The following is a 20,620-nucleotide window of genomic DNA, read 5'->3' on the forward strand; positions in this document are numbered from 1 at the left end:
TGCACGTGAGCGGCCTCCCGCGGACCGGCCTCGCCCGCGTCCTGGAAGAGCTCGGCTCCACCCTGCTCGAAGTCGTCTGCGGCGACGTCGAGCAGGCAGGTGACGTGGGCGGCGTCGTCATCTACGACCCGCTCGACGAGCCCGAGCTCCCGAGCCGCGCCCTGGTGTTCGGCGTCGGCCTGCACGATCCGGCCGGCCTCGCCCGAGTGGTGACCAAGCTCGGCCGGCACGGCGCCGCCGGCCTGGTGGTCCGCGCGCCCGTCGTGCCCGACGCGGCGCTGGTCGCGGCGGCGCGCGAGGCGGGCGTGGTGGTCCTTTCCTTCGCCCGCGGCGCCTCGTGGACGCACCTGGCGGGGATGCTGCGCCCCCTGACCACCGAGGGCGGCGGGCCGCAGACGCCCACGGTCAGGTCCGGCGACCTGTTCGCGGTCGCCAACGCCATCGCCGCGCTGCTCGACGCGCCCGTCACCATCGAGGACCGCAACTCGCGGCTGCTGGCCTTCTCCAGCAGGCAGGAGGAGACCGACCACTCGCGGGTCCAGACGATCCTGGGCCGGCAGGTGCCGGGGCACTACACGCGCATCCTGGAGGAGCGCGGGGTGTTTCAGGCGATCTACCGCAGCGACCGGCCGGTCTTCGTGGCGCCGCTGCCCGAGCCGGTCGACCCGGCCTTGCCGCCGGAGCTGCCCCGGGCGGCGATCGCGGTGCGGGCCGGGGACGAGATTCTCGGCACGATCTGGGTGGTCGTCCCCGAACCGCTGGACGAGGAGCGCGGTGAGGCGCTGTACGAGGCGTCCAAGCTGGTCGCCATGCACATGGTGTGGCAGCGCGCCGAGGCCGACATGGAGCGGCGGCTGCGGGTCGAGCTGCTGAGCACCGCCCTGGAGAGCGGGCCCGGGTCGCTGGAGGCGGTCCGCCGCCTGGGGCTGAAGGACGAGCCCGCGGTCGTCCTCGCGCTGACCGTCGTCGGCTCGGCGGCCGAGCCGCCGCTGCCCGCCCAGCTGGCCGCCGAGCGCAGGCGGCTGGCCGACGCCTTCGCCATGCACCTGTCGGCGGCGCACCCCCGGGCCGCCACGGCCCTCATCGGTGACGTCGCCTTCGGCGTGCTGCCCCTGCCGCAGCATCGCGAGGACGCCGAGGAGCGCGCGGTGGGGATCGCCGCCGAGTTCCTGGCCCGCGTCGGCTCGCGGCTGCGCCCGCTGATCGGGGTCGGGCCGCCGGCCGCCGACAGCTCGGCGCTGGCCCGCTCGCGGTCGGGGGCCGAGCGCACGCTGCGCGTGCTGCGCTCGGGGATCGGCGGGCAGCAGGTGGCCCGCCTGGACGACGTGCACGTCGACGCGCTGCTGATCGAGCTCGCCGACCTCGTTCCCCGCGGCGACATCCCCAGCGGGGCCATCGCCCGCATCGTGGCCTATGACAGGGAGCACCAGAGCAGCCTGTTCGAGACGCTCCGGGCCTGGTTCGACGCCTTCGGCGACGTGGCGGCCGCCTCCGCCGCGATGTACGTGCACACCAACACCTTCCGCTACCGGCTGCGCCGCGCCGCCGAGGTGGGCCGGCTCGACCTCGGCGACCCGGGCGCGCGGCTGTCGGCCATGCTGCAGCTGCGCCTGATGTCGATCAGGTCGGCCCCGGACGGCTGACGCCGGGCAGGCCGAGCGTGCCGATCAGGAACGCCAGCCACTCGGCGTCCTGCGCGACGGCGACGTCGTGGGCGGTCGCCGCACCGTGACCGGCGTCCTCGAAGACATGGAGCAGGATCGGCGCCTCCCCGAGCTGCGCCGCCTGCAGGCGCGCCGCGAACTTGCGGGCGTGCCAGGGCCGGCACCGCGGGTCGGTCGCCCCGGCCTGCAGGTAGACCGCGGGGAAGACACCGGGCTCGACCAGCTGGTACGGCGAGAGCCCAAGGAGCCGGCGCACCTCGGCCGGGTCGTCCGGATCGGCCCACGCCTTGCGGATGACGAAGTCGAGGTAGGGGTCGCGGAGGCCGCCGATGAGGTCGAGCAGCGGGGCCCTCGGCAGGACCGCGCGCCACAGCCCGGGCCGCCGGGTGACGGCGACCCCGCACATGAGGCCGCCGTCGGAGCCGCCGGTCAGCGCGAGCCGGTCGGGTGTGGTCAGGCCGGTGGCGAGGAGGTGCTCGGCGACCGCGACGAGGTCGGCGTCGCGGACGTGCTTGCGCTCCCGGTGCGCGGCCAGGTGCCAGTCGCGGCCGAACTCGCCGCCGCCGCGCAGGTACGCCTGGACCAGCACGCCTCCGGCGGCGACGAAGGCGGCCAGATCGGGCTGGTAGGCCGGCAGGAGCGGCACGTTGGCCGCGCCGTACGCGGAGATCAGGACCGGCGCCGGCGCACCCGCGGCGCCGCGCACCACGTGGTACGGCACGGCCACGCCGTCCGGCGCGAGGGCCGCCTCCTCCTCCAGCACGGCGTCGAGGACGACCGCGGGGGCCATCAGGGTCTCCGGTTCCCTCTCGCCGGGCCGGTGCCGGTAGACGCCCCATGAGCTGGTGAGGGTGGAGAAGGCGAAGACGAAGTCGGCCGCGGGCGTGCCGGTGGCCAGGGCGGTCAGCGGGAAGTGGGGTGCGGCGAGCGCGCCCCGGCCGGGGAGGGGGAGCTCTCCGGTGACGGCTCCCGAGCGGTCGAGGATGCGCACCCTGGCGAAGGTCCGGTCGAACTCGCTGAGGTAGAGGTGCTCCCCGGCCGGGGTGAGGGAGCGCAGCACCGTGTCACCCTCCGGGACGAGCTCGGTCCATCCGGCCGGGTCGCCGGGGTCGGCCGCGTCGAGGGGGATGGCGACGACGCGGCCGCGGGGGGCGCCGACGTCGGTCACCGCGATGTAGCGCTCGCCGACGACGTGCCCGGCTATGGTCCCCGTGCACCCGGTGACGAAGGGCCGCCAGACCGGATCGGGGCCGGACAGGTCGCGCACCGCCACCGGGACGGGGCTGCCCACCCGGTGGGCGGCGACGGCCCAGCGGCTGTCCGCCGACATCTGGACCAGCGTGTACTCGCGCGAGCCCGCCCCGACCGGGATCGGCTCCCGCTCGGTGCCGCCGCCGAGCCGGTGGAAGAAGACCGCCTGCCGGAACTCCTGCGGCGTGCCGGTGAGCGCGAAGAAGTAGAAGCCCGTGCTGTCCGGCAGCCACGAGACGCCGCCCGCCCACGCACTGTGCAGGACCTGCTCGGGCGCGCCGCCGAGCTGCCGCCCGGAGGCCACGTCGACGAGCCGGATGGTGTTGTGCTCGCTGCCGTCGGTGCACAGCCCGAGCGCCAGGACCCGGCCGTCGGGCGCGGGCGCCAGCCAGGACACGACGGGCGGGTGCTCGCCCTCGCCGGATCCGGCCAGGTCGGCGACGGTCCGCCCGGCGCCGAAGGGCTCGTCCGCGACGACCACGGCGGGCCCGGTGGCCACGACGCGGAACCAGCGGCCCGCGGCGTACTTCGGCAGGGCCGGGCGGGCGCCGGCGTCGCAGGCGCGGATCAGGTCGCGGACGGCCTCCGGATCCTGGCCCGCGTAGGCGGCGGCGGTGGCCAGCCCGGCCTGGCGCCGCTGCCACTCGCGCACCTCCGGGGTCTCCTCCTCCAGCCAGCGGTAGGGGTCGGGCACGAGCACGCCGGCGACCTCCTCGAAGGCCGCCACGGTGCGGGCGGGCGGATAGGCAGCGGTCACGGTGACTCCGGCTCTTGTCGGGACTGGGTGTCGAACTCCGCGCGCAGCCGCTCGAACGCGCCGGGGACCCGGGTCACCCGGCGGACGTGGACGAGCGCGTCGTAGGCGGCGGGGAAGTCGTCGACGGGGTCGAGCCCGCCCGCGGCCAGGGTGCCGTCGACTCCGTCGTACAGGCCGGCCGGCGCGTGGCGCAGGTCGGCGACGGCGACGGGCCCGCCGAGACGCTCCAGCCGCGACTCGACGGCGTTCGCCGGCAGGGCGCGCTCGTGCAGGGTGACCTCGCAGTCGAACGGGCGTGGCGAGCGTTGCGTGAAGCGCACCTCGGGGCCGGAGCCGTACGTCATCCCGATGACGACGGGACGCTCGCCGAGCAGGCCGCCGAGCATCGGCCGGCCGTGCAGCGGCGTGCGCCGGACGTGCGCGTTGTGCGCGCTCACGACGATCCGCTCCTCACGCTCGAGGACCCAGCGCACGGTGTCGGCCATGAACACCTCGCGCGGGCACGGCCCGGCCGCCGGCACGTCCAGCTCGGCGAGAAAGGCGTCGATCGAGGCCCCGCACCGGCGCACGATGCCGTCGTCGTGCGCCGCCGTACGCTCGACCAGATCGCGCAGGAGCGTGCGCAGCCGGGCCTGCGCCGCGGCGGGCATGCGCTGGTAGCGGATCGCCGCCTCGGTCCGGCCGCCCAGGTCGCTGATGCGGCGGAGCTCCTCGTCGCCGGGGAGCTCGGGCAGCCGGTCGAGGCAGGCGCGCACGGCCGGTCCCGGCGAGGTGGAGGAGCCGGGCAGGTCCATGCCGTAGAAGCTGACCTTCGCCGGGTTCGCGGCGTTCCACCGGCGCATCCAGGTCAGCTGCCGCCGCATCGGCTCGCACTCGCCGAAGCGGTAGGTGATGCCGTCGCGGGCGACGTCCCCGACCTCGCCCGGCCCGCCGTGGATCCACGCGTTGACGGACAGCCCCTCGGCGAAGCCCGACTCCATCACGAAGGCGGTGAACCCGTGCTCCTCGACGAGCAGGCGGAACAGCTCGTCCTTGAGCTCGTAGAACTCCGTGATGTTGTGCGCGCCCTCGCCGAGGGCCACCACCCTGGCGTCACCGGCCAGGTCGCGCGCTAGCTGTGGAAGTACCATTGTTCCGGCGTGTAGAGGAAGCTGATCAGGGCGTTGAACGACGACTGCGGGCCCGACAGGGTGTTCTTCCACACCACCAGCGTGTGCGGGGTCGGCATGAAGAGCACCGGCAGGTCCCGGGCGAGGCTGGTCACCTCGGCCGACAGCGATGTCTCGTCCGTCCCGAAGGTCGAGGCGCTGATCAGCTTGTCCGCCTCGGCGCTCTTGTAGCTGCCCAGGTTGAAGCTGCCCTCGGTGTTGAACACCGTGTTGCTGCTCGGGTAGCCGGCGGCCAGGTAGAGGGGGCCGTAGTCCTGCATCGCCCACTCGTTCTTGGTGGCGGGGGCGAAGCTGTTGCCGTAGTTGGCGTACATGTAATTGAGCGACTTGGTCACGATCTTGACCTCGATGCCGAGCTTCTTGGCCGCCGAGGCGAAGGCGACGTCACGCGCGCCGACGAAGGCGGGGGAGCTGGCGGAGGCCAGGGTGAAGCTGATCGTCTGGCCCTTCGGAATGTCCGCGCCGCACTGGCCGGGGCCGGTGCCGGGACGCTCGCAGGTGGTGGCGCCGTGCGGCGTCACCTTCCAGCCGTTGCCGGTGAGCAGCTTCTCGGCGGCGGCCGCGTCGTAGGGGTAGGGCGGCTGGTCGCCGAAGGCGGGCGGGTAGGGGGATCCGGCGCCCGCGGTGCTGTAGTTGGGGGAGGCGGCGCCGTTGTGGATGCCGCGGCTGGCGATGTAGCCCTGCTGGTCGATCAGGCGCTGCAGGGCCTGGCGGACGTACGGCTGCGCGATGACCTTGTCGAAGTTGCCGACGGTGTTCGCGAAGTTGATGACGAGCGCGTCCAGCCGGGCGGGGGCGGGCGCGCCGTACACGTTGTAGCCCTGGGCCTTCAACGCGTCGATCTGGTTGGCGAAGCTGGAGTCCAGCGTGCCGACGGTCAGGTTGCCGGCCTTGAACTGGTTGAGCACGGCGGCGGCGGAGGTGAATGCCTTGAAGTCGATCTGGTCCAGCCGCGATTCGCCCGGTCCGCTGTAGGACTTGTTGCGCTCCAGGGAGAACGAGCCGGTCGTCGGGTCGAAGCTCTTGAGCAGGTAGGGGCCGTTGACGACGCGCCAGAGCGGGTTTTCCGCGAAGGTGGCCTGTGACTCCGACTGCTTGGTGAGGTACTTGTAGATCGCCTTGGCGTTCTTCGGCTGCTTGTAGTCGAGGTGCGGGCCGCCGGTGGCGGCGATGCTCCAGTCGGTGGAGGGCAGGACGTACAGCAGCGTCAGCATGGACAGCAGGTAGGACGGGTTGTACGCGGTCTCCAGCTCGAGCGTGAGCGTGCCGGGCGCGGCGGCCTCGGCGCTCACCCCGTCGGGGAACTGCCCGGGGGTGTAGAAGCTCCAGTTGGCCGGGCTCTCCTTGAGCGCGGCCTTGAGCAGGGCCAGGGAGAAGACGACGTCATCGGCGGTGACCGGCTTGCCGTTGGACCACTTGTAGTCCTTCATCTTGATGGTCACGGTCTTGCGGTCGGGGCTGTAGACGGGTGGCTCGGCGAGGCTCAGCTCGGCGTCGGCTATCTGGTCGCCCTCGCCGCTGGGCCGGTAGAGGGAGCGCCAGAGCTGGCCGCGGGCGATGACGGTGCCGTTGGCGGCCGCCGGCGGGTAGGGGTAGATGTAGTTGGGGCTGAGCCCGGGGGTCAGCGCGACCGTGGCGGTCCCGCCGTCCTTGGGTGTGCCGGTCTGCGTGGGCTTGGCGGTGTAGCTGCCGGCGATGGTCCGCGTGCCCCCGCCGCCGCTGCACGCCGTTGCGAGTACGGCGAGGCCGGCGACGAGTGCCGTGAGGAGGTGTCTCATGGATGGCTCCTGGTGAGGTGTGGGGGTGTTCAGCCGGCCCGCCGGCCGACGGCGTCGCGGAGCGCGTCGGCGAGCAGGTTGAGCGCCAGCACGGTGAGGACGATGCAGCCGCCGACCGGATAGATCAGCCACCAGTAGTCGGCGGAGATGAAGGTGACACCGCTGGCGAGCTGGCTGCCCCAGTCGGCGGTGGGGTGGGCCAGGCCGAAGCCCAGGAAGCCCAGGGCGGCGACGACCAGGACGGCGTCGGCGACCTGGAAGGTGATGTTGACGATGATGACGCCGAGCGCGTTCGGGATCAGGTGGGTGAGGATGACCCGCCGGCGGGAGGCGCCCATCAGCTTGGCGGCCAGCACGAACTCCCTCACCCGCAGGGTCAGCACCTCGCCGCGCACCAGCCGGGCGGACACGAGCCAGGAGAACCCGCCGATGACGAGGCTCAGCGCCAGCGCGTCGGCGTGGAAGCGGGCCGACAGGATCAGCACGAAGAGCAGGAACGGGATCGACAGCATGACGTCGACCAGCCGCATCATGAACCCGTCGACCGCGCCTCCGGCCAGCCCCGCCACGGCACCGTAGACGGTGCCGATCGTGGTGGCGAACACCGCCGCCAGCAGCCCGATCTGCAGCGACACCCGGCCGCCCGCCATGAGCCGGCCGAGGACGTCGAAGCCGTTGGTGTCGGTTCCGAGCGGGTATCCGGGGCCGGGCGGCAGAGCGGCGTTGACCAGGTCCACGTCGGTCTGGTTGGTCGGGTAGAACAGCGGCCCGAGGAAGCAGAATCCGGCGATGAGCAGCAGGAGCAGCCCGCCGGCCAGGCCGAGCGGGTGCCGGCGCAGCCCGCGCAGCACCGAGCGGATCGAGGTCTCGGGTGAGGTCACGCCTGGTTCGACGGTCATGCGCTCAGCTCGATTCTGCGGTCGGCGGCGGCCACCGTGACGTCGGCGATGAAGTTGCCGGCCACGGTCAGCACGCCGCCGATGAGGGTGTAGGCCAGGAGCACCGGGTAGTCCTCGCGCTGCAGGCTGTTGAGGAACAGCAGGCCCAGGCCCGGATAGTTGAAGAGCGACTCGACGATCAGGTTGCCGGCCAGCAGGGTGGGGACGAGGGTGCCGACCAGCATGATGAGCGGCAGGCAGGCGTTGCGCAGCAGGTGGCGGGTGAGGATCAGCCGTTCCGGCAGGCCCTTGGCCCGCGCGACCCGGATGTAGTCCTGGCCGAGCTGGTCGAGGGCGGCGGAGCGCTGGTACTGCGCGAAGATCGCGACGCTGGTGACGGCGAGTGTGATGACCGGCAGCGCCATCGCCCGCGGATCGGTGAAGACGACCCACGGCGAGTGCGACTGCGACGCCTCCGCCGGGAAGATCGGGATCGCCTGGCTGAACACGGCGATCAGCAGCAGCCCGAGCAGGAACGACGGCGTCGCGTAGAGCACGTACGACGCCGCGGTGGCGGCCCGGTCGACGACGCTGTTGCGCCGGACCGCCTGCAGAATGCCGAGCGGCACCGCGACCACCAGCGCCAGCACCAGCCCGGCCAGCGACAGCATCGCGCTGCGGCCGGCGTTCCTGGCCAGCAGCGTGCCCACGTCCTCGTTCAGCTTGTACGACCGGCCGAGGTCGCCCTGGAGCAACTGACCGAGATAGCTGACGTACTGCACGACGACCGGGCGGTCGAAGCCGTGCGCCCGGTTGAAGGCGGCCACGGCCTCCGGCGCGGCGCGCTGCCCGAGGACGACGCGTCCCGGGCTGTCCGACACCAGGTGCAGCATGAGGAAGACGACCGCGGAGATACCGAGCAGGACGAGGAGGGAGACCGCCAGCCGGCGGAGCACGTACCAGGTCATGAGCGCGACTCCTCTCGGCGCAGGGGGTGGTGGCAGGCGACGTGGTGGGTGCCGGTGACGAGCGTCAAAGGGGGCTCCTTCTGGGCGCACACCTCGCTCGCCAGGGCGCACCGGGTGCGGAACCGGCAGCCGCTGGGCGGGTCGATGGGACTCGGCAGCTCGCCGCGCACCCTCGCGGACGCGGGCACGCGCGGCGCCTCGGGGCCGGCCGCCGGGATCGCGGCCAGCAACCCTGCGGTGTAGGGGTGCGCGGCGGCGCCGTACACCTCCTCCGTGGTGCCGGCCTCGACGAGTTTGCCCAGGTACATGACGCCGACGCGGTCGGCGAGGTACCGCACCACCGCGAGGTCGTGCGAGATCACCACGCTGCTGAGCCCGCGTTCGAGCTGGATGCGGCGCATCAGGTTGAGCACCTGCGAGCGGATCGAGACGTCCAGGGCGCTGACCGGCTCGTCGGCGACCAGCACCTTCGGGTCCAGGGCGAGCGCGCGGGCCAGGCCCACGCGTTGCCGCTGCCCGCCGGACAGCTCGTAGGGGTAGCGCTCCAGCACGTTCGCCGGCAGGCCGACGTCCCCCAGGAGCTCGCGGGCGCGGGCGGTGCGCTGGGCGCGGGTGCCGATCCCCTGGATGGCCAGGGGCTCGCGCAGGATCGTGCCGACGCGCATGCGCGGGTCGAGGGAGGCGTTGGAGTCCTGGAACATCATCTGGAGCTGGGTACGGCGGGGCCCCGGCGTGCGGGTGAGCGGCGTGCCGTCGAAGATCACCTCGCCGGAGTCCGGGCGGTCGAGGGCGACGAGCATGCGGCCGAGGGAGGACTTGCCGCAGCCGGATTCGCCGACGAGCCCGAACGTCTCCCCGGCCGCCACCTCGAAGCTCACGCCGGAGACGGCCTTGACGGTGCGACGGCGCCCGAACGGCCGCCCGCCGCCCGCCGGATACTCGCGCCGGAGGCCGACCACGCGCAGGCGCGGCTCCTTGGCGGCGGGCGCGGGCACGCTCAGCCGTATGCCCGCTCTGGCGGCCGGGCCGTCGGCGGGGTGCCAGCAGGCGTGGACGTGGCCGTCGGCCTCGGCCGTGGGCGGCGGGGACTCCTCGCGGCACCGCTCGGTCGCGGCGGCGCAGCGCGCGGCGAAGGCGCACCCCGCCTGGGCCACCGTCAGGTCCGGCGGCGCCCCGGGAATGCTGAACAGCTCCGCGCCGCGGTCCTGCGTGAGTGACGGGATCGAGGAGAGCAGCGCCTGGGTGTAGCGGTGCCGTGTGCGGGCGAACAGCACGGGCGTGGGCCCGGTCTCGGCCAGGCGGCCGGCGTACATCACGCCGACGCGGTCGGCGTGCCGGGCGATCACCCCCATGTCGTGGGTGATCAGGATCATCGCCATGCCCAGCCTGGACCTGAGGTCGTCGAGGAGCTCGAGGATCTCCGCCTGGATGGTGACGTCGAGCGCGGTGGTCGGCTCGTCGGCGATGACCAGCCGGGGCTCGCAGGCCAGCGCCATCGCGATCATCACGCGCTGCCGCATGCCGCCGGAGAGCTGGTGCGGGAAGTCGTCCAGCCGCTCGGCCGGCCGCGGCAGCCCCACGAGGGCGAGCATCTCCGCGGCGCGGGCGCGGGCCGCCCGCTTCGAGGCGCCGCGGTGCAGCCGCACGGGCTCGGCGATCTGCTCGCCGATGCGCTTGGTGGGGTTCAGCGCGGTCATCGAGTCCTGGAAGACCATCGCCACGTCGTCGCCCCGGATCGCGCGGTACTGCGCGGCGGGCAGTCCGACGAGCTCCCTGCCGTCCAGGTCGATCGAGCCGGCGGTGACCCGGCCGCCCGGCGGCAGCATGCCCATGATCGCCAGGCCGGTCATCGACTTGCCGGAACCGGTCTCGCCGACGATGCCCAGCGTCTCGCCTCGATCGAGAGTCAGGCTGACACCGGAGACGGGACGGACGATCCGGTCATTCCGCCGGATCTCAACCGCCAGATCACGGATGGTCAGCAGCCGGTCGCCATCCGCGTTCTCGCCACCATAGGCCGTGCTCAAGGCAGCACTCTCCGAATCCATTGGACGATAGTGAGACGCGCGGCCATAGCGGTGTTCGTCGCGTCGGTCGAACCTGGAAGCCCGCGTTCATCCGGCCGGACGAACTGATCGCGGCGGGCGGGCCTTCAGGAGGGGACGCGCCGGTCGGCCCGGCCGGTGTGCAGGTAGAGGGCGCGTCCCTGCCCGTCGTCGCCGAGGAAGGCGAGCGGCCCGCCGCCGGACTCGGCCGGGAGCGCCGAGTCGCCGCGCCAGGCGACCAGCTCGGTGCGGTACGGAGCCTCGCCCAGGCCGGCGGTGACGCCGAGCGGAACGCGGTCCAGCCACAGCCGCCCCAGGGAGTCCCGGCTCACCGTGGTCCGCGCGGTGCTCGACAGGTAGGTGCCGGCGCAGCGGGCGGCGTCCAGCGGGCGAGCGGCCGGGTCCGGCCGCGGCGCCGCACCCGGCCCGGCTCCCGCGAGGCCGCCGAGCACGTGCTCGGCGAGCTCGCGGAAGACCGGCTTCGGCGAGCCTCCGTTGGTGAGGATCACCAGCGCCACGTCGCACTCCGGGACCACGCGCAGGAACGCCGACTGGCCGATGGTGTTGCCGTCGTGGCCGAACACCGCCCGGCCCGGGCGATGGAAGAGCTCCCAGCCGAGACCCCAGCCGGTGCCCTGGTCGAGGTCGGGCTGGGCGATCTGCTGCTGCCGCATGGCCCGCACGCTCTCCGGGCGGAGTACGGCGCGGCCGTCCGGCCCCAGGCCGCCGGCCAGGTGCATGCGGGCGAAGGCCAGCAGGTCCCGGGCGCTCATCGCCAGCATCGACCCGGCCGGCGCGTTCGACCGGGCCAGCGCCCAGACGGGGGTGGGTTCACGCTCGAGGTGCCCGACCGCGGTGCGGTGAAGGATCGCCTCGTACGGGTCGTTCGCGACCTGTGTCAGGCCCAGGGGCTCGAACAGGTGCGCCCGCATGCAGGCGTCGAACGGCCGGCCCCGGACGACCTCGACGATCCGCCCCAGAACGCCGAAGCCGGCGTTGTTGTAGGAGAACATCTCCCCGGGCTCGAACACCTGCGGCACCTCGGCCAGGAGGCCGACGTACTTGTCGAGGCAGTCGTCGCCCTTGCCGGTGTCGGTGAAGACGTCGCCCTCGAAGCCCGAGACGTGGCACAGCAGCTGACGCACGGTGATCCGCGCGGCCGCGCGCTCGTCGGCGACTGCGAAGCCGGGCAGGTACGCGCGCACGGGGGCGTCGAGGTCGAGCCGGCCCTCGTCCACCAGCTGCATGGCCAGCGTCGAGGTCAGCACCTTGGTGATCGAGCCGATCTGGAAGAGCGAGCCCGTCGTCGCCTCGACCCCGGTGGCCGTGCTCAGCACCCCGGCCGCGACGTCGGTCACCTCGTCGCCGGCGCAGAACGCCACCGCCGCCCCGGGCACCCGGTTCTCGGCGAGCAGATCCGGCAGCCGGCCGCGCAGCCACGAACCGACCTCATTGAGCTTCGACACCGGCGTCCCTCCTGGCTCCATTTCCGGTGGAGCTTAGGCCGGGGCGAACGGGCCGCGTTCGTCCTTCTCGACCACAGGCGGGCCGCCGGTTCGTCCGGCCGGACGAGCTGATGCGGCTCTACGGTGCCGTCGCGACCACGGGCACCGAGATCGTGCTGCCGCCGAGGTCCACCGTCACCTTCGCGCCGGTGGGGGTCTCCGCCGCGGCCAACTCCGCATCCGTGCCTGCGAGGATCAGCCCCAGGCGGTGCCCGGCCTTGAGCAGATGGTCCGTCGGCTGGAGCGACCACGTGACCCGGTAGGACTTTCCGGGCGTCAGCGGCAGGGAAGCGCTGAGCGACGTGCGGTTCTGGGCGTCGAGCGTGCCGCGGCCGACCACATGCGCGTCCGTGGTCACGGTGTCGTCCGCCCACCGCCAGAAGCAGCCGGAGTCCTCAGGCGTGCCTTCACCGACGCAGTCCTCGCCGGGCGCCCGCCTGATGCCGTAGGCGGGATTGACGCGGGTGTCCCGGCCGTAGTCCACCAGCAGCGCGGACACGTTGGCGGCCGGCCGGTCCGCGCTGAGTTTCAGGCTCACCTGCGGTGTTCCGGACAGCCGGAGGTCCTGCTTCAGCGCGGGAGCGAGGTAGGCGAGCCGGTACGGCCTGGCCGCGCCCGGGTCGGCGATCAGATCTGCCTCGGGCAAGAGGGCGTCGGTGTACGAGCCGCGTCCCTGCGACGGGCGGGTCCCGAGCGAGCCGTCGCCGCCCGGCCGCAGCGTCAGAGTCCTGGCCGCCGGGGCCGGCCAGTCCGGCTGGGTGATCCAGCGATCCGGCCCGAGTTGCACGTCCACCCGCGGCTGCCGCAGGATGCCGTTGTCGATGCCCTGCAGCTCATGGTCGAACCACCGGTGCAGGGTGCTGACCCACTGCTCGCGCCGGAAGTCGAACGGGTCGGTGTGGCCGTACTGCGTCAGCCACAACTTGCGCGGCACGCCGCGCTTGGCGAGGCCGTCCCACCACAGCGAGAGCTGGCTGGGCTTCACGTTCAGGTCGTTCACCCCCATTACCGCGAGGACGCTGGCCCGCACGTTGCGGACGTCGGCCACCGGACCGGAGCGGTAGTTGCGCTCGTGCCAGAAGGCGTTGTAGTTGCCGGTTTCGTCGTCCACCCCCTCGGTCAGCTGTTTGCGCACCTGCGCGCATTTCTCCGGCGGGTCCTTGTCGATCATGGCGGAGATCTGCGCCAGCCCGTCCCTGATCCAGGAAATCGTGCCGCCGGCCCGCGACATCTCGTACACGGAACTGCCCTGCGCGATCGGCACCACCGTGGCCAGGCCGGGTACCCCGGTGCCGGCGACTCCCGTGGCCAGGAGCCCGTCGTAGGACATGCCGATCATCCCGGTGCGGCCGGTCGTCCAGGACGCCGCCCGGACCGGCTCGCCGCTCTCGTCGTAGGCGGGGGCGCGGCCGTTGAGCCAGTCGACGACCGCCTTCGCGCCCAGCACGTCGCTGGCGCCGCCTCCGGTCGGGCAGCCGCCGGACTTCGCCGTGCCGGTCATGTCGACCGACACGACCGCATAGCCGCGTGGGACGAAGTAGTTGTCCAGAAAAAGCGGGATCTTGGTGGCGTTCCCGCTCTGGTCGTACGACTTCGTCTCCCGTTGCCAGCCCAGCCCGGTGTCGAAGTAGGGGCTCGCATGCAGGATCACCGGCACCCGTAACCCGTCGCCCGTTTCCTTCGGCCGGACGATGTCCGCTCTGATCAGGTCCTTCCTGCCGTCGCCGTCGCTGTCCACGGGGGACTGCACCATGGCGAACTCACGGATCGCCTCGGCGTAGGAGAAGACCGGCTGGGTGACCCCGTTCCGGATGCCGACGGCCGGGCCCGCCGCCGGGTGGGCCGGTGACGCGGTCGCCACCAGGCCGATCGTCAGGCATACCGCCACTAACGCTGGTCGTTTCACAGGCTGCCTCCTAGGTTGGAGCCATCGTGACACCATTAAGGTGTCGTATCAAGGCTCCATGGTGGCACCGAGGATCAGCCCAGGTCGTCCCACTCCTGGAGGAGGTGGGCCGTGGCCGCCGCCGGGGCCGTGAAGGACCAGCGGCCCGGAGGCAGGCTCAGGGCGCAGCCGCCGTCGGCCAGCCTGGTGGCCGGCAACTGCTCGCTGAGGCCCATGAGGAAGGTGCCGTTGACGGTCATCCCGTCCCACGCGCCGCGCACGGGCAGCACCGCGCGGGCGCTCACCCCTTCCGGCACGGCGAACGTGAACTGGATGCCGCCGGGGCCCGCCCGCCAGCCCGACTCGACCGTTCCCGACGCGCTGTCGTAGCGGGCGTGCGCCTCGCGCAGCAACGGGACGGGGCCGGGGCGCAGCAGCAGTTCACCGAAGCCGCCGCCCGTCCCGCGCGGGTCGTCGCCCAGGCCCGCCACGTGCCGGAACAGCCAATCGCCCACGCAGCCGTAGGCGTAGTGGTTGAAGGAGTTCATGGCCGGAGTCTGCAGGCCGTGCCGATGGTGCCAGGAATCCCAGCGCTCCCACATGGTCGTCGCCCCGGCGCGGAGCTGGTAGCGCCAGGACGGGTAACCCTCCTGGTTGAAGATCCGGCAGGCCAGGTCGTGGTGGCCGGTCTCCGACAGGACGGGCAGCAGCAGCGGGGTGCCGACGAAGCCCGTCATGAGGCGGTGCCCGGCGGCGCGGACCAGGTCGGCCAGCGCCTGCGCGGCCGCGGCCCGGTCCTCCGGCGGGACCAGGTCCCAGGCGAGGGCGACGGCGTAGCCGGTCTGCGTCTCGGTGTGCAGCCTCGGGCCACTCAGGAAGGCCCGCTGGAAGGCGCCCGACACGTGGGTGAAGGCTTCGCCGTACTCCGGAGCGTGCGGTTCGCCGAGCACGTCGGCCACGTGCGCGACCAGGCGGAGGCTGCGCGCGAGGGCGGCGGTGGCGATGAGGCTCTTGGGCGTCTCGACAGTGCCGGGGGCCAGCCAGTCGCCCAGGGCCCTGCCCGGTCTGACGCCGCCCTCGGCCTGGGCCAGGCAGTAGTCGGCCCATCGCCGCATCGGGCCGTACGCGCGGCGCAGCGTGCGGTCGTCGCCGTAGCGCCGCCACAGCAGCCACGGCACCTCGACCAGCGCGTCGGACCACACGGGGGAGTCGTATCCGTACTCGGGCAGGACCGGCGCGACGTGCGGGACCGCGCCGTCGGCCCGCTGGCCGTCGATCAGCGTCGTCACCCAGCCGGACAGGAACGCCTGCGTGTGCCGCAGGAAGCTGAGCGTCGAGCCGAACACCGAGATGTCGGCCGTCCAGCCGGCCCGTTCGTCGCGCTGCGGGCAGTCGGTCGGCACGCTCACCAGGTTGCCGTCCGCAGACGCGCCGATGTTGGCGACGAGCTGCCGCACGGCGGGATCGCTCACGGTCAGCGAACCCGTGACCGTGAGCGCGGAGGACAGCAGCACCGCCTCCAGGTCGTCCGGCGTCAGCGCGCCCGGCCAGCCGGTGACCTCCGCGTAGCGGAACCCGTGCAGGGTGAACGCCGGCTCCACGACGTGCGAGCCGGGACCGAGGACGAACTCGTCACGCTGGTCCGCGGTGCGCAGATTGCCGGTGTAGAGCCGGCCGGTCGCGGTCAGCTCCTCGCCGTGCCGCACCACGATCCGGACCGGGCCCGATGCCTCGACGCGCAGCCGTACGCGCCCGACGACGTTCCGCCCGAAGTCGGCCACCTGGACGCCCGGCGCGGGCTCGGTCACGGACACGGCGGGCACCGTGCCGATCACCCGCACCGGCGGAGCGGGATCGGCCTCCACCAGGATCTCCGGAACCGGGATCTCCGACGCGGCTTCGACTTGCCCAGAAGGAGCCTGGACGGTCTCGCCCATCACCAGGTCGGCGCGCGGGCGGCCGAGGTCCCGCCGGGTCCAGGCCGCGTCCGTGGCCAGCACGCGGCGGACCCCGTCGCCGTCCCGCACGAGCACCTGGGCGCTGGCGGCGGGCCGGTCGCCGTAGCGGCGCGGGCCGCCGCCGGCGACGTGACCCGCGTACCAGCCGGGGGCGAGCCACAGCTCCAGCTCGTTCTCGCCGGGTGCGAGCAGCTCCGTGAGCTCCAGCAGCCGATAGCGCGTACGGTGGCCGTAGTCGGTCCAGCCGGGGGCCAGCTCCTCCTCGCCCAGCCGTACCCCGTTGAGCAGCGCCCGGTAGACGCCCAGCGCCGTGACGGCCAGCCAGGCGCGCCCGGGCTGCCAGGCGAACGATCCGCGCAGGCTCACCGCCGCCCGCGGATCCCCGGCCAGCCACGGGGCCTCCCACGCGCCCCGCAGGCCCGTGGTGAACGCGCCGGCCGCGTGCCCTTCGACCCTCCACGTGTACGGCATGAGCGGATCCAGCAGTCCATCGGGCACGTCCACGAGATACGACCCGGCGGGCAGGACCGAGCGCCACACCTCACGCTCGCCGGCCGACACGGTGACGGTGGCCGCCTCGGGCAGCCGGGTGTCCCACGAGAGCCGGGGCTCCTTCACGCCGACCGGATCCACCAGACCGCACGTCAGACCCGCCCGCGCACGCGGCGGAGCCGTACGGATGTAGGGCGTCTGCGCGCCCGAGACCTGAATCCCCGAGTTCTGGTTCACGCATCGAGCCCGGTGGTGAAGGCGTTGTGCAGGCCGTCGACGTCGACACCGGACAGGCTCGGCGCCATCACGTTGATCAGCAGCACGAAGCACGCGTCCTGCTCCGGGTACATCCACCACTGGCAGCCCGAGGCGCCGCCGTGCCCGTACAGCCGGCGCTCGAGCAGCCCGGGAGCCGAGTGGCGCAGGTTCCAGGTGAGGCCCCAGTCCTGCCCGGCGTTGACCGGGTCGGGCTGCAGCTTGACCAGGCCCGTCGTCTGCGGGGTCGTCATGGCGGCCAGGGTGGTCGGGTGGATCAGCCGCCGGTCGCCGCGCAGCAGCGCCCCGCCCAGCGCCAGGAGGTCCTCGGCGCGGGAGAACAACGCCCCCGCCGGGTGGCGGAGCCGTACGAACTTCTCGAAGTCGAAACCGGGACCGAGCAGGTCGAGGCCGTGGACCTCGGCCGCGTCGCACGCCGGATCGAAGGTGATCCGCCCGCCGCCCGGCACCAGCGCGTTCAGGTCGGCGTCGATCACGTCCGCGAGATCGCGGCCCGTGACGTCGCGGACCATCTCCGCGATCCCGGCGAAGGCCAGGTTGGAGTACTGGCTGAGCGTGCCCGCCTCGAACATCGACGGCGCCGTGAGGAGGTGCTCCAGCAGACTGTCGGGCGTGAGCGTCTGCTCGGCGATGCCGCTGGTGTGGGTGAGCAGGTGCCAGAGCGTCACGTCGGGCCGCGCGAAGCCCGGCAGCACCTCCCGCAGCGGGCGGCGCAGCGACAGCAGCCCGCGCTCGACCTGGCGCAGGGCGGCCAGCCCCACCAGCGGCTTGGTCACCGAGAACAGCGCGAAGTGGTCGTCTGCCCGGGTCTCGCGGCCGTCGTGCGCGCCGAACGCCTCCAGCACCTGGATCCCATCGGAGGTGGCGGCGCCGAACACCGCGCACGGCAGCCGCCCCTCCTTGATCTCGCGCCTGACCCAGTCGAGCGCGATGTCATGAGTGGTCATCCCTTGAGTGCACCTTCCGTAAGACCGGCCAGGACGCGCTTCTGCGCGACGACGTACACCGCCACCAGGGGCAGCGTGGTGAGCAGGACGTGGGCGAAGACGAGATTCCAGTTCAGGCTCTGCAAAGTGCCGGAGGCGAACTGGAACAGGCTCAGCGGCAGCGTGGCGTTCGCGCTGCCCTGGAGCAGGAAGAGGGCGAGGAAGAAGTCGTTCCAGACGTTGATGATCAGGATCACGCCGCCGACGAACAGCACCGGGCGCAGCAAAGGCAGCAGGACGCGGACGAAGACCTGCGGGCGGGAGGCGCCGTCGATGGCCGCGGCGTCCTCCAGGTCGCGGGGGAACGCCCGGACGAACCCGGTCGCCAGGAAGATCACGACGCCCAGGCGGCAGCCGGTCATGGTCAGCACGTAGCCGAGCGAGCCGCCGTCCAGCGACAGGCTGCGCAGCAGGTAGACGGTCGGAATGATCGACGGCGGCAGCAGGATCGACAGCCCCATCACGAAGTAGGCCGCCTGCAGCCACCGCGACCGGCTGCGCCCGAACGCCCACGCCGCCGCCGCGCCGAGGAACACCACGGCCACCACGATCGGCACGGTCACCTTGAGGCTGTTGACCAGGCCCGTCAGGTAGCCGCCCCGCTCGAGCACGATGCCGTAGTTCTCGGCGATCGCCCAGGTCCTGGGCAGGCCGAGGCCCAGCTCGGCGGCCTCGCCCGCGGGCTTGAACGAGTTGACGACCACGAGCCAGACGGGCACGAGCACCCACGGGATCGCGAACAGCGTCAGCGCCGCGTATTTCACCAGGGCCCTCATCCCGTCACCTCCCTGCGCCGCAGCCACCACACGAGGGGCACGGCGGTGGCGATCACCAGCAGCGTCACGGTGAACCCCAGCGCGCTGGCCGAGCCGAAGAAGCCCTGGCCCCACTGCTGGCGCATCACCACGTTCAGGGCCCGCGTGTGATCGCCCGGCCCGCCGCCGGTGGTGGCGGCGATCACGTCGTACGCGCTGAGCGCGCCCACCAGCGTGACCGCCACGTTGAAGGTCAGCGCCGGGGCGAGCATCGGGAACACCACCCGGCGGAACCGGGTCCACGGCCCGGCCCCGTCGACGGTCGCCGACTCCAGCAGCGACTTCGGGATCGAGTTGAGGCCCGCGATGTAGACGAGGGTGATCAGCCCGCTCCACTTCCACGCGTCGATGAACGCGACCACCACCAGCGCGGTGGCCGGCTCGCCCAGCCACGCCCACTCCAGGCCGAGGAAGGAGTTGACCGCTCCGTCGGGGGCCAGCAGGCCGCGCCAGATGTACCCGGCGGCCAGCGGCGAGATGAGCGTCGGCAGGAAGAACGCCGAACGGAAGACGGTGTTGATCCGGCTGGTCCGCTGGAGGGCCAGCGCCAGCGAGAGGCTGACCGTGTTCTGGATCGCCATGCACAGGATCGCGTACACCACGGTCACGGTGACCGCGTTGGCCAGCAGGTCCTGATCGATCAGCGTGCGGAAGTTGTCCAGCCCGTTCCAGGCGATCTCGGCACGGAAACTCGTCCAGGAGGAGAACGCGAACCGGACGTTGAGCAGGAACGGGGCGACGAAGAAGACCGTGACCAGCACGATCGCGGGCAGGGCCCACGGCAGCCAGGCCGCCCTGCTCCGCATCACCATCCGGGCAGCCCTGCCGCCTTGGCCGCCTGCTCGACCTGGCCCTGGAGCTGGGTCGCCGCCTTCTGCGGATCCTTCTGCCCGGCGATCAGCTCGGACATGAGCTGGGCCAGGCCGCCCATGCCCGGGATGTCGGAGTTGAAGGCGATGACCGCGCCGGTGTCGTACGCCTTCTTGACGTCCTGCAGCACGGAGGAGACGCCCTGCGGGCCGGGCACGTCCTTGAGCACGGGGAAGGTCTTGGACGCGGCGATGTACTCGGCGTAGGCCGGGCCGGTCATGAAGCGCACGAAGTCGAGCGACGCCTTCTCGCGGGCCGCGTCACCGGTCTTGGGCAGGTAGAACGTGCCGATCGGGCCCGGCGCGTAGGTCACCAGCGGCTTGTCGCTCGACAGGCCGGCGAAGCCGACGGACTCGTCCACGGTCTTCTGGTCGCCGCCCGCGGCCGCGAGGAGGGCCGGGAGCATGTCGGAGTGCTGGGCGACCATGGCGGCCTTGCCGGTCACGAGGGCCTTCATGGAGTCCTCGAACTTGGCGGTGACGATGTCCTTGTTGAAACAGCCGTCGGTCTTCAGCTTGGCGTAGGCGGTCAGACCGGCGACGAAGGGCGAGCCGGCGTCGGCCAGCGTGCTGCTGTGGCTCGCGATGGCCTTGCCGTACGCGTTGGACTGGTTGGCGCCGGCCAGGTAGAGGATGGGCAGGATCTGCACCGGCCAGATCGACCCGCCCGACTCGAAGACCGGCGTGACCCCGGCGGCCTTGAGCTTGGGGCAGGCGGCGGCGAGGTCGGCGAAGGTCGTGGGCGGGGTCAGCCCGGCCGCGGTGAAGACCTTCTTGTTGTAGTAGAGGCCGAAGACCTGGGGGAAGCCGGTGATGGCGGCGTAGACCCTGCCGTTGACGGACCCGGCCGCCTGGTAGAGGTCGCCGGACCTGGCGATGTACGCCTCGCCGGTCAGGTCGCGCAGGTTCTCGGCGGGGTTGAGGGCGAGCAGGCCGCTCGTCGTCGCGTGGTACTCCAGGATGTCCGGGCGGTCGCCGGTGGCCCACTTGGTCTGGGTGGTGTCCTCGAAGCCGTCGGACGGGATCGACACGAGCTCGATCTTGTGGCCGGACTGCTTCTCGAACTTCTTGTACATCTCCAGCAGCGGCGCCGGGTCCGCGCTGTTGTGCCAGAGGGTCAGCTTCACCTGACCGGTCCCCTCCGGCGCGGACGACCCGCAGCCGGCGAGGGACAGGGCGAGGACGGCGCAGGTCGCCGCGCCGAGCAGACGAGAGGGTGCTCTCACGCCCGTCCTCCTGTTCGTTTGAGGTAGTATTGTGTAGAACGTTCTCCATTGTTAGGGCACAAAGGAATCCACCGTCAAGAGGTAGACCGGAGTGACGC

Annotated in this window: 14 protein-coding genes; 1 reads left to right on the forward strand and 13 read right to left on the reverse strand. The window is 72.5% G+C overall.

What is annotated here, in order from left to right:
- Positions 1 to 5 precede the first annotated feature (5 nt).
- Entirely contained in the window at positions 6 to 1,643 is a 1,638-nt protein-coding gene (locus FVE25_RS19220; protein ID WP_157248321.1) for a PucR family transcriptional regulator, read from the forward strand.
- Here FVE25_RS19220 and FVE25_RS19225 read toward each other — a convergent pair.
- The 13 genes from FVE25_RS19225 to FVE25_RS19285 form a co-directional block, all read right to left on the reverse strand.
- On the reverse strand, positions 1,621 to 3,672 hold the full coding sequence (locus tag FVE25_RS19225; protein ID WP_157248322.1) for a prolyl oligopeptidase family serine peptidase: 2,052 nt from the start codon (positions 3,670 to 3,672) through the stop codon (positions 1,621 to 1,623). The two genes, FVE25_RS19220 and FVE25_RS19225, sit on opposite strands and share 23 nt — an antisense overlap.
- On the reverse strand, positions 3,669 to 4,802 hold the full coding sequence (locus tag FVE25_RS19230) for an erythromycin esterase family protein (RefSeq protein ID WP_157248323.1): 1,134 nt from the start codon (positions 4,800 to 4,802) through the stop codon (positions 3,669 to 3,671). Before FVE25_RS19230 ends, FVE25_RS19225 begins: the two co-directional genes overlap by 4 nt.
- Positions 4,784 to 6,619, reverse strand: coding sequence for an ABC transporter substrate-binding protein (locus FVE25_RS19235; protein ID WP_157248324.1), 1,836 nt, complete (start codon positions 6,617 to 6,619; stop codon positions 4,784 to 4,786). Before FVE25_RS19235 ends, FVE25_RS19230 begins: the two co-directional genes overlap by 19 nt.
- A gap of 29 nt (positions 6,620 to 6,648) precedes the next feature.
- Positions 6,649 to 7,518, reverse strand: coding sequence for an ABC transporter permease (locus FVE25_RS19240; protein ID WP_157248325.1), 870 nt, complete (start codon positions 7,516 to 7,518; stop codon positions 6,649 to 6,651).
- Complete coding sequence (locus tag FVE25_RS19245) at positions 7,515 to 8,465, reverse strand: ABC transporter permease (RefSeq protein WP_157248326.1); 951 nt, start codon at positions 8,463 to 8,465, stop codon at positions 7,515 to 7,517. Before FVE25_RS19245 ends, FVE25_RS19240 begins: the two co-directional genes overlap by 4 nt.
- The gene (locus FVE25_RS19250) at positions 8,462 to 10,492 is read right to left on the reverse strand and encodes a dipeptide ABC transporter ATP-binding protein (RefSeq protein ID WP_246267161.1); all 2,031 of its coding nucleotides are present in this window, start codon (positions 10,490 to 10,492) and stop codon (positions 8,462 to 8,464) included. Before FVE25_RS19250 ends, FVE25_RS19245 begins: the two co-directional genes overlap by 4 nt.
- A gap of 125 nt (positions 10,493 to 10,617) precedes the next feature.
- A complete protein-coding gene (locus FVE25_RS19255; RefSeq protein WP_157248328.1) occupies positions 10,618 to 11,976 on the reverse strand; it encodes a serine hydrolase domain-containing protein in 1,359 nt (452 codons plus the stop codon).
- Between the two features lie 118 nt (positions 11,977 to 12,094).
- Positions 12,095 to 13,876, reverse strand: coding sequence for a Xaa-Pro dipeptidyl-peptidase (locus tag FVE25_RS19260; RefSeq protein ID WP_219825560.1), 1,782 nt, complete (start codon positions 13,874 to 13,876; stop codon positions 12,095 to 12,097).
- A 119-nt stretch (positions 13,877 to 13,995) separates the two neighbouring features.
- Positions 13,996 to 16,587: an alpha-L-rhamnosidase gene (locus tag FVE25_RS19265; protein WP_157248330.1), complete on the reverse strand. Its 2,592-nt coding sequence runs from the start codon at positions 16,585 to 16,587 to the stop codon at positions 13,996 to 13,998.
- Positions 16,584 to 17,573, reverse strand: coding sequence for a serine hydrolase domain-containing protein (locus tag FVE25_RS19270; protein ID WP_157248331.1), 990 nt, complete (start codon positions 17,571 to 17,573; stop codon positions 16,584 to 16,586). The genes FVE25_RS19265 and FVE25_RS19270 overlap by 4 nt, the downstream gene beginning before the upstream one ends.
- On the reverse strand, positions 17,570 to 18,388 hold the full coding sequence (locus FVE25_RS19275) for a carbohydrate ABC transporter permease (RefSeq protein WP_157248332.1): 819 nt from the start codon (positions 18,386 to 18,388) through the stop codon (positions 17,570 to 17,572). Before FVE25_RS19275 ends, FVE25_RS19270 begins: the two co-directional genes overlap by 4 nt.
- The gene (locus FVE25_RS19280; protein WP_246267163.1) at positions 18,385 to 19,233 is read right to left on the reverse strand and encodes a carbohydrate ABC transporter permease; all 849 of its coding nucleotides are present in this window, start codon (positions 19,231 to 19,233) and stop codon (positions 18,385 to 18,387) included. Before FVE25_RS19280 ends, FVE25_RS19275 begins: the two co-directional genes overlap by 4 nt.
- Positions 19,233 to 20,522: an ABC transporter substrate-binding protein gene (locus FVE25_RS19285; protein WP_157248334.1), complete on the reverse strand. Its 1,290-nt coding sequence runs from the start codon at positions 20,520 to 20,522 to the stop codon at positions 19,233 to 19,235. The genes FVE25_RS19280 and FVE25_RS19285 overlap by 1 nt, the downstream gene beginning before the upstream one ends.
- Positions 20,523 to 20,620 lie beyond the last annotated feature (98 nt).

Source organism: Nonomuraea typhae (assembly GCF_009760925.1).
Classification (GTDB): Bacteria; Actinomycetota; Actinomycetes; order Streptosporangiales; family Streptosporangiaceae; genus Nonomuraea; species Nonomuraea typhae.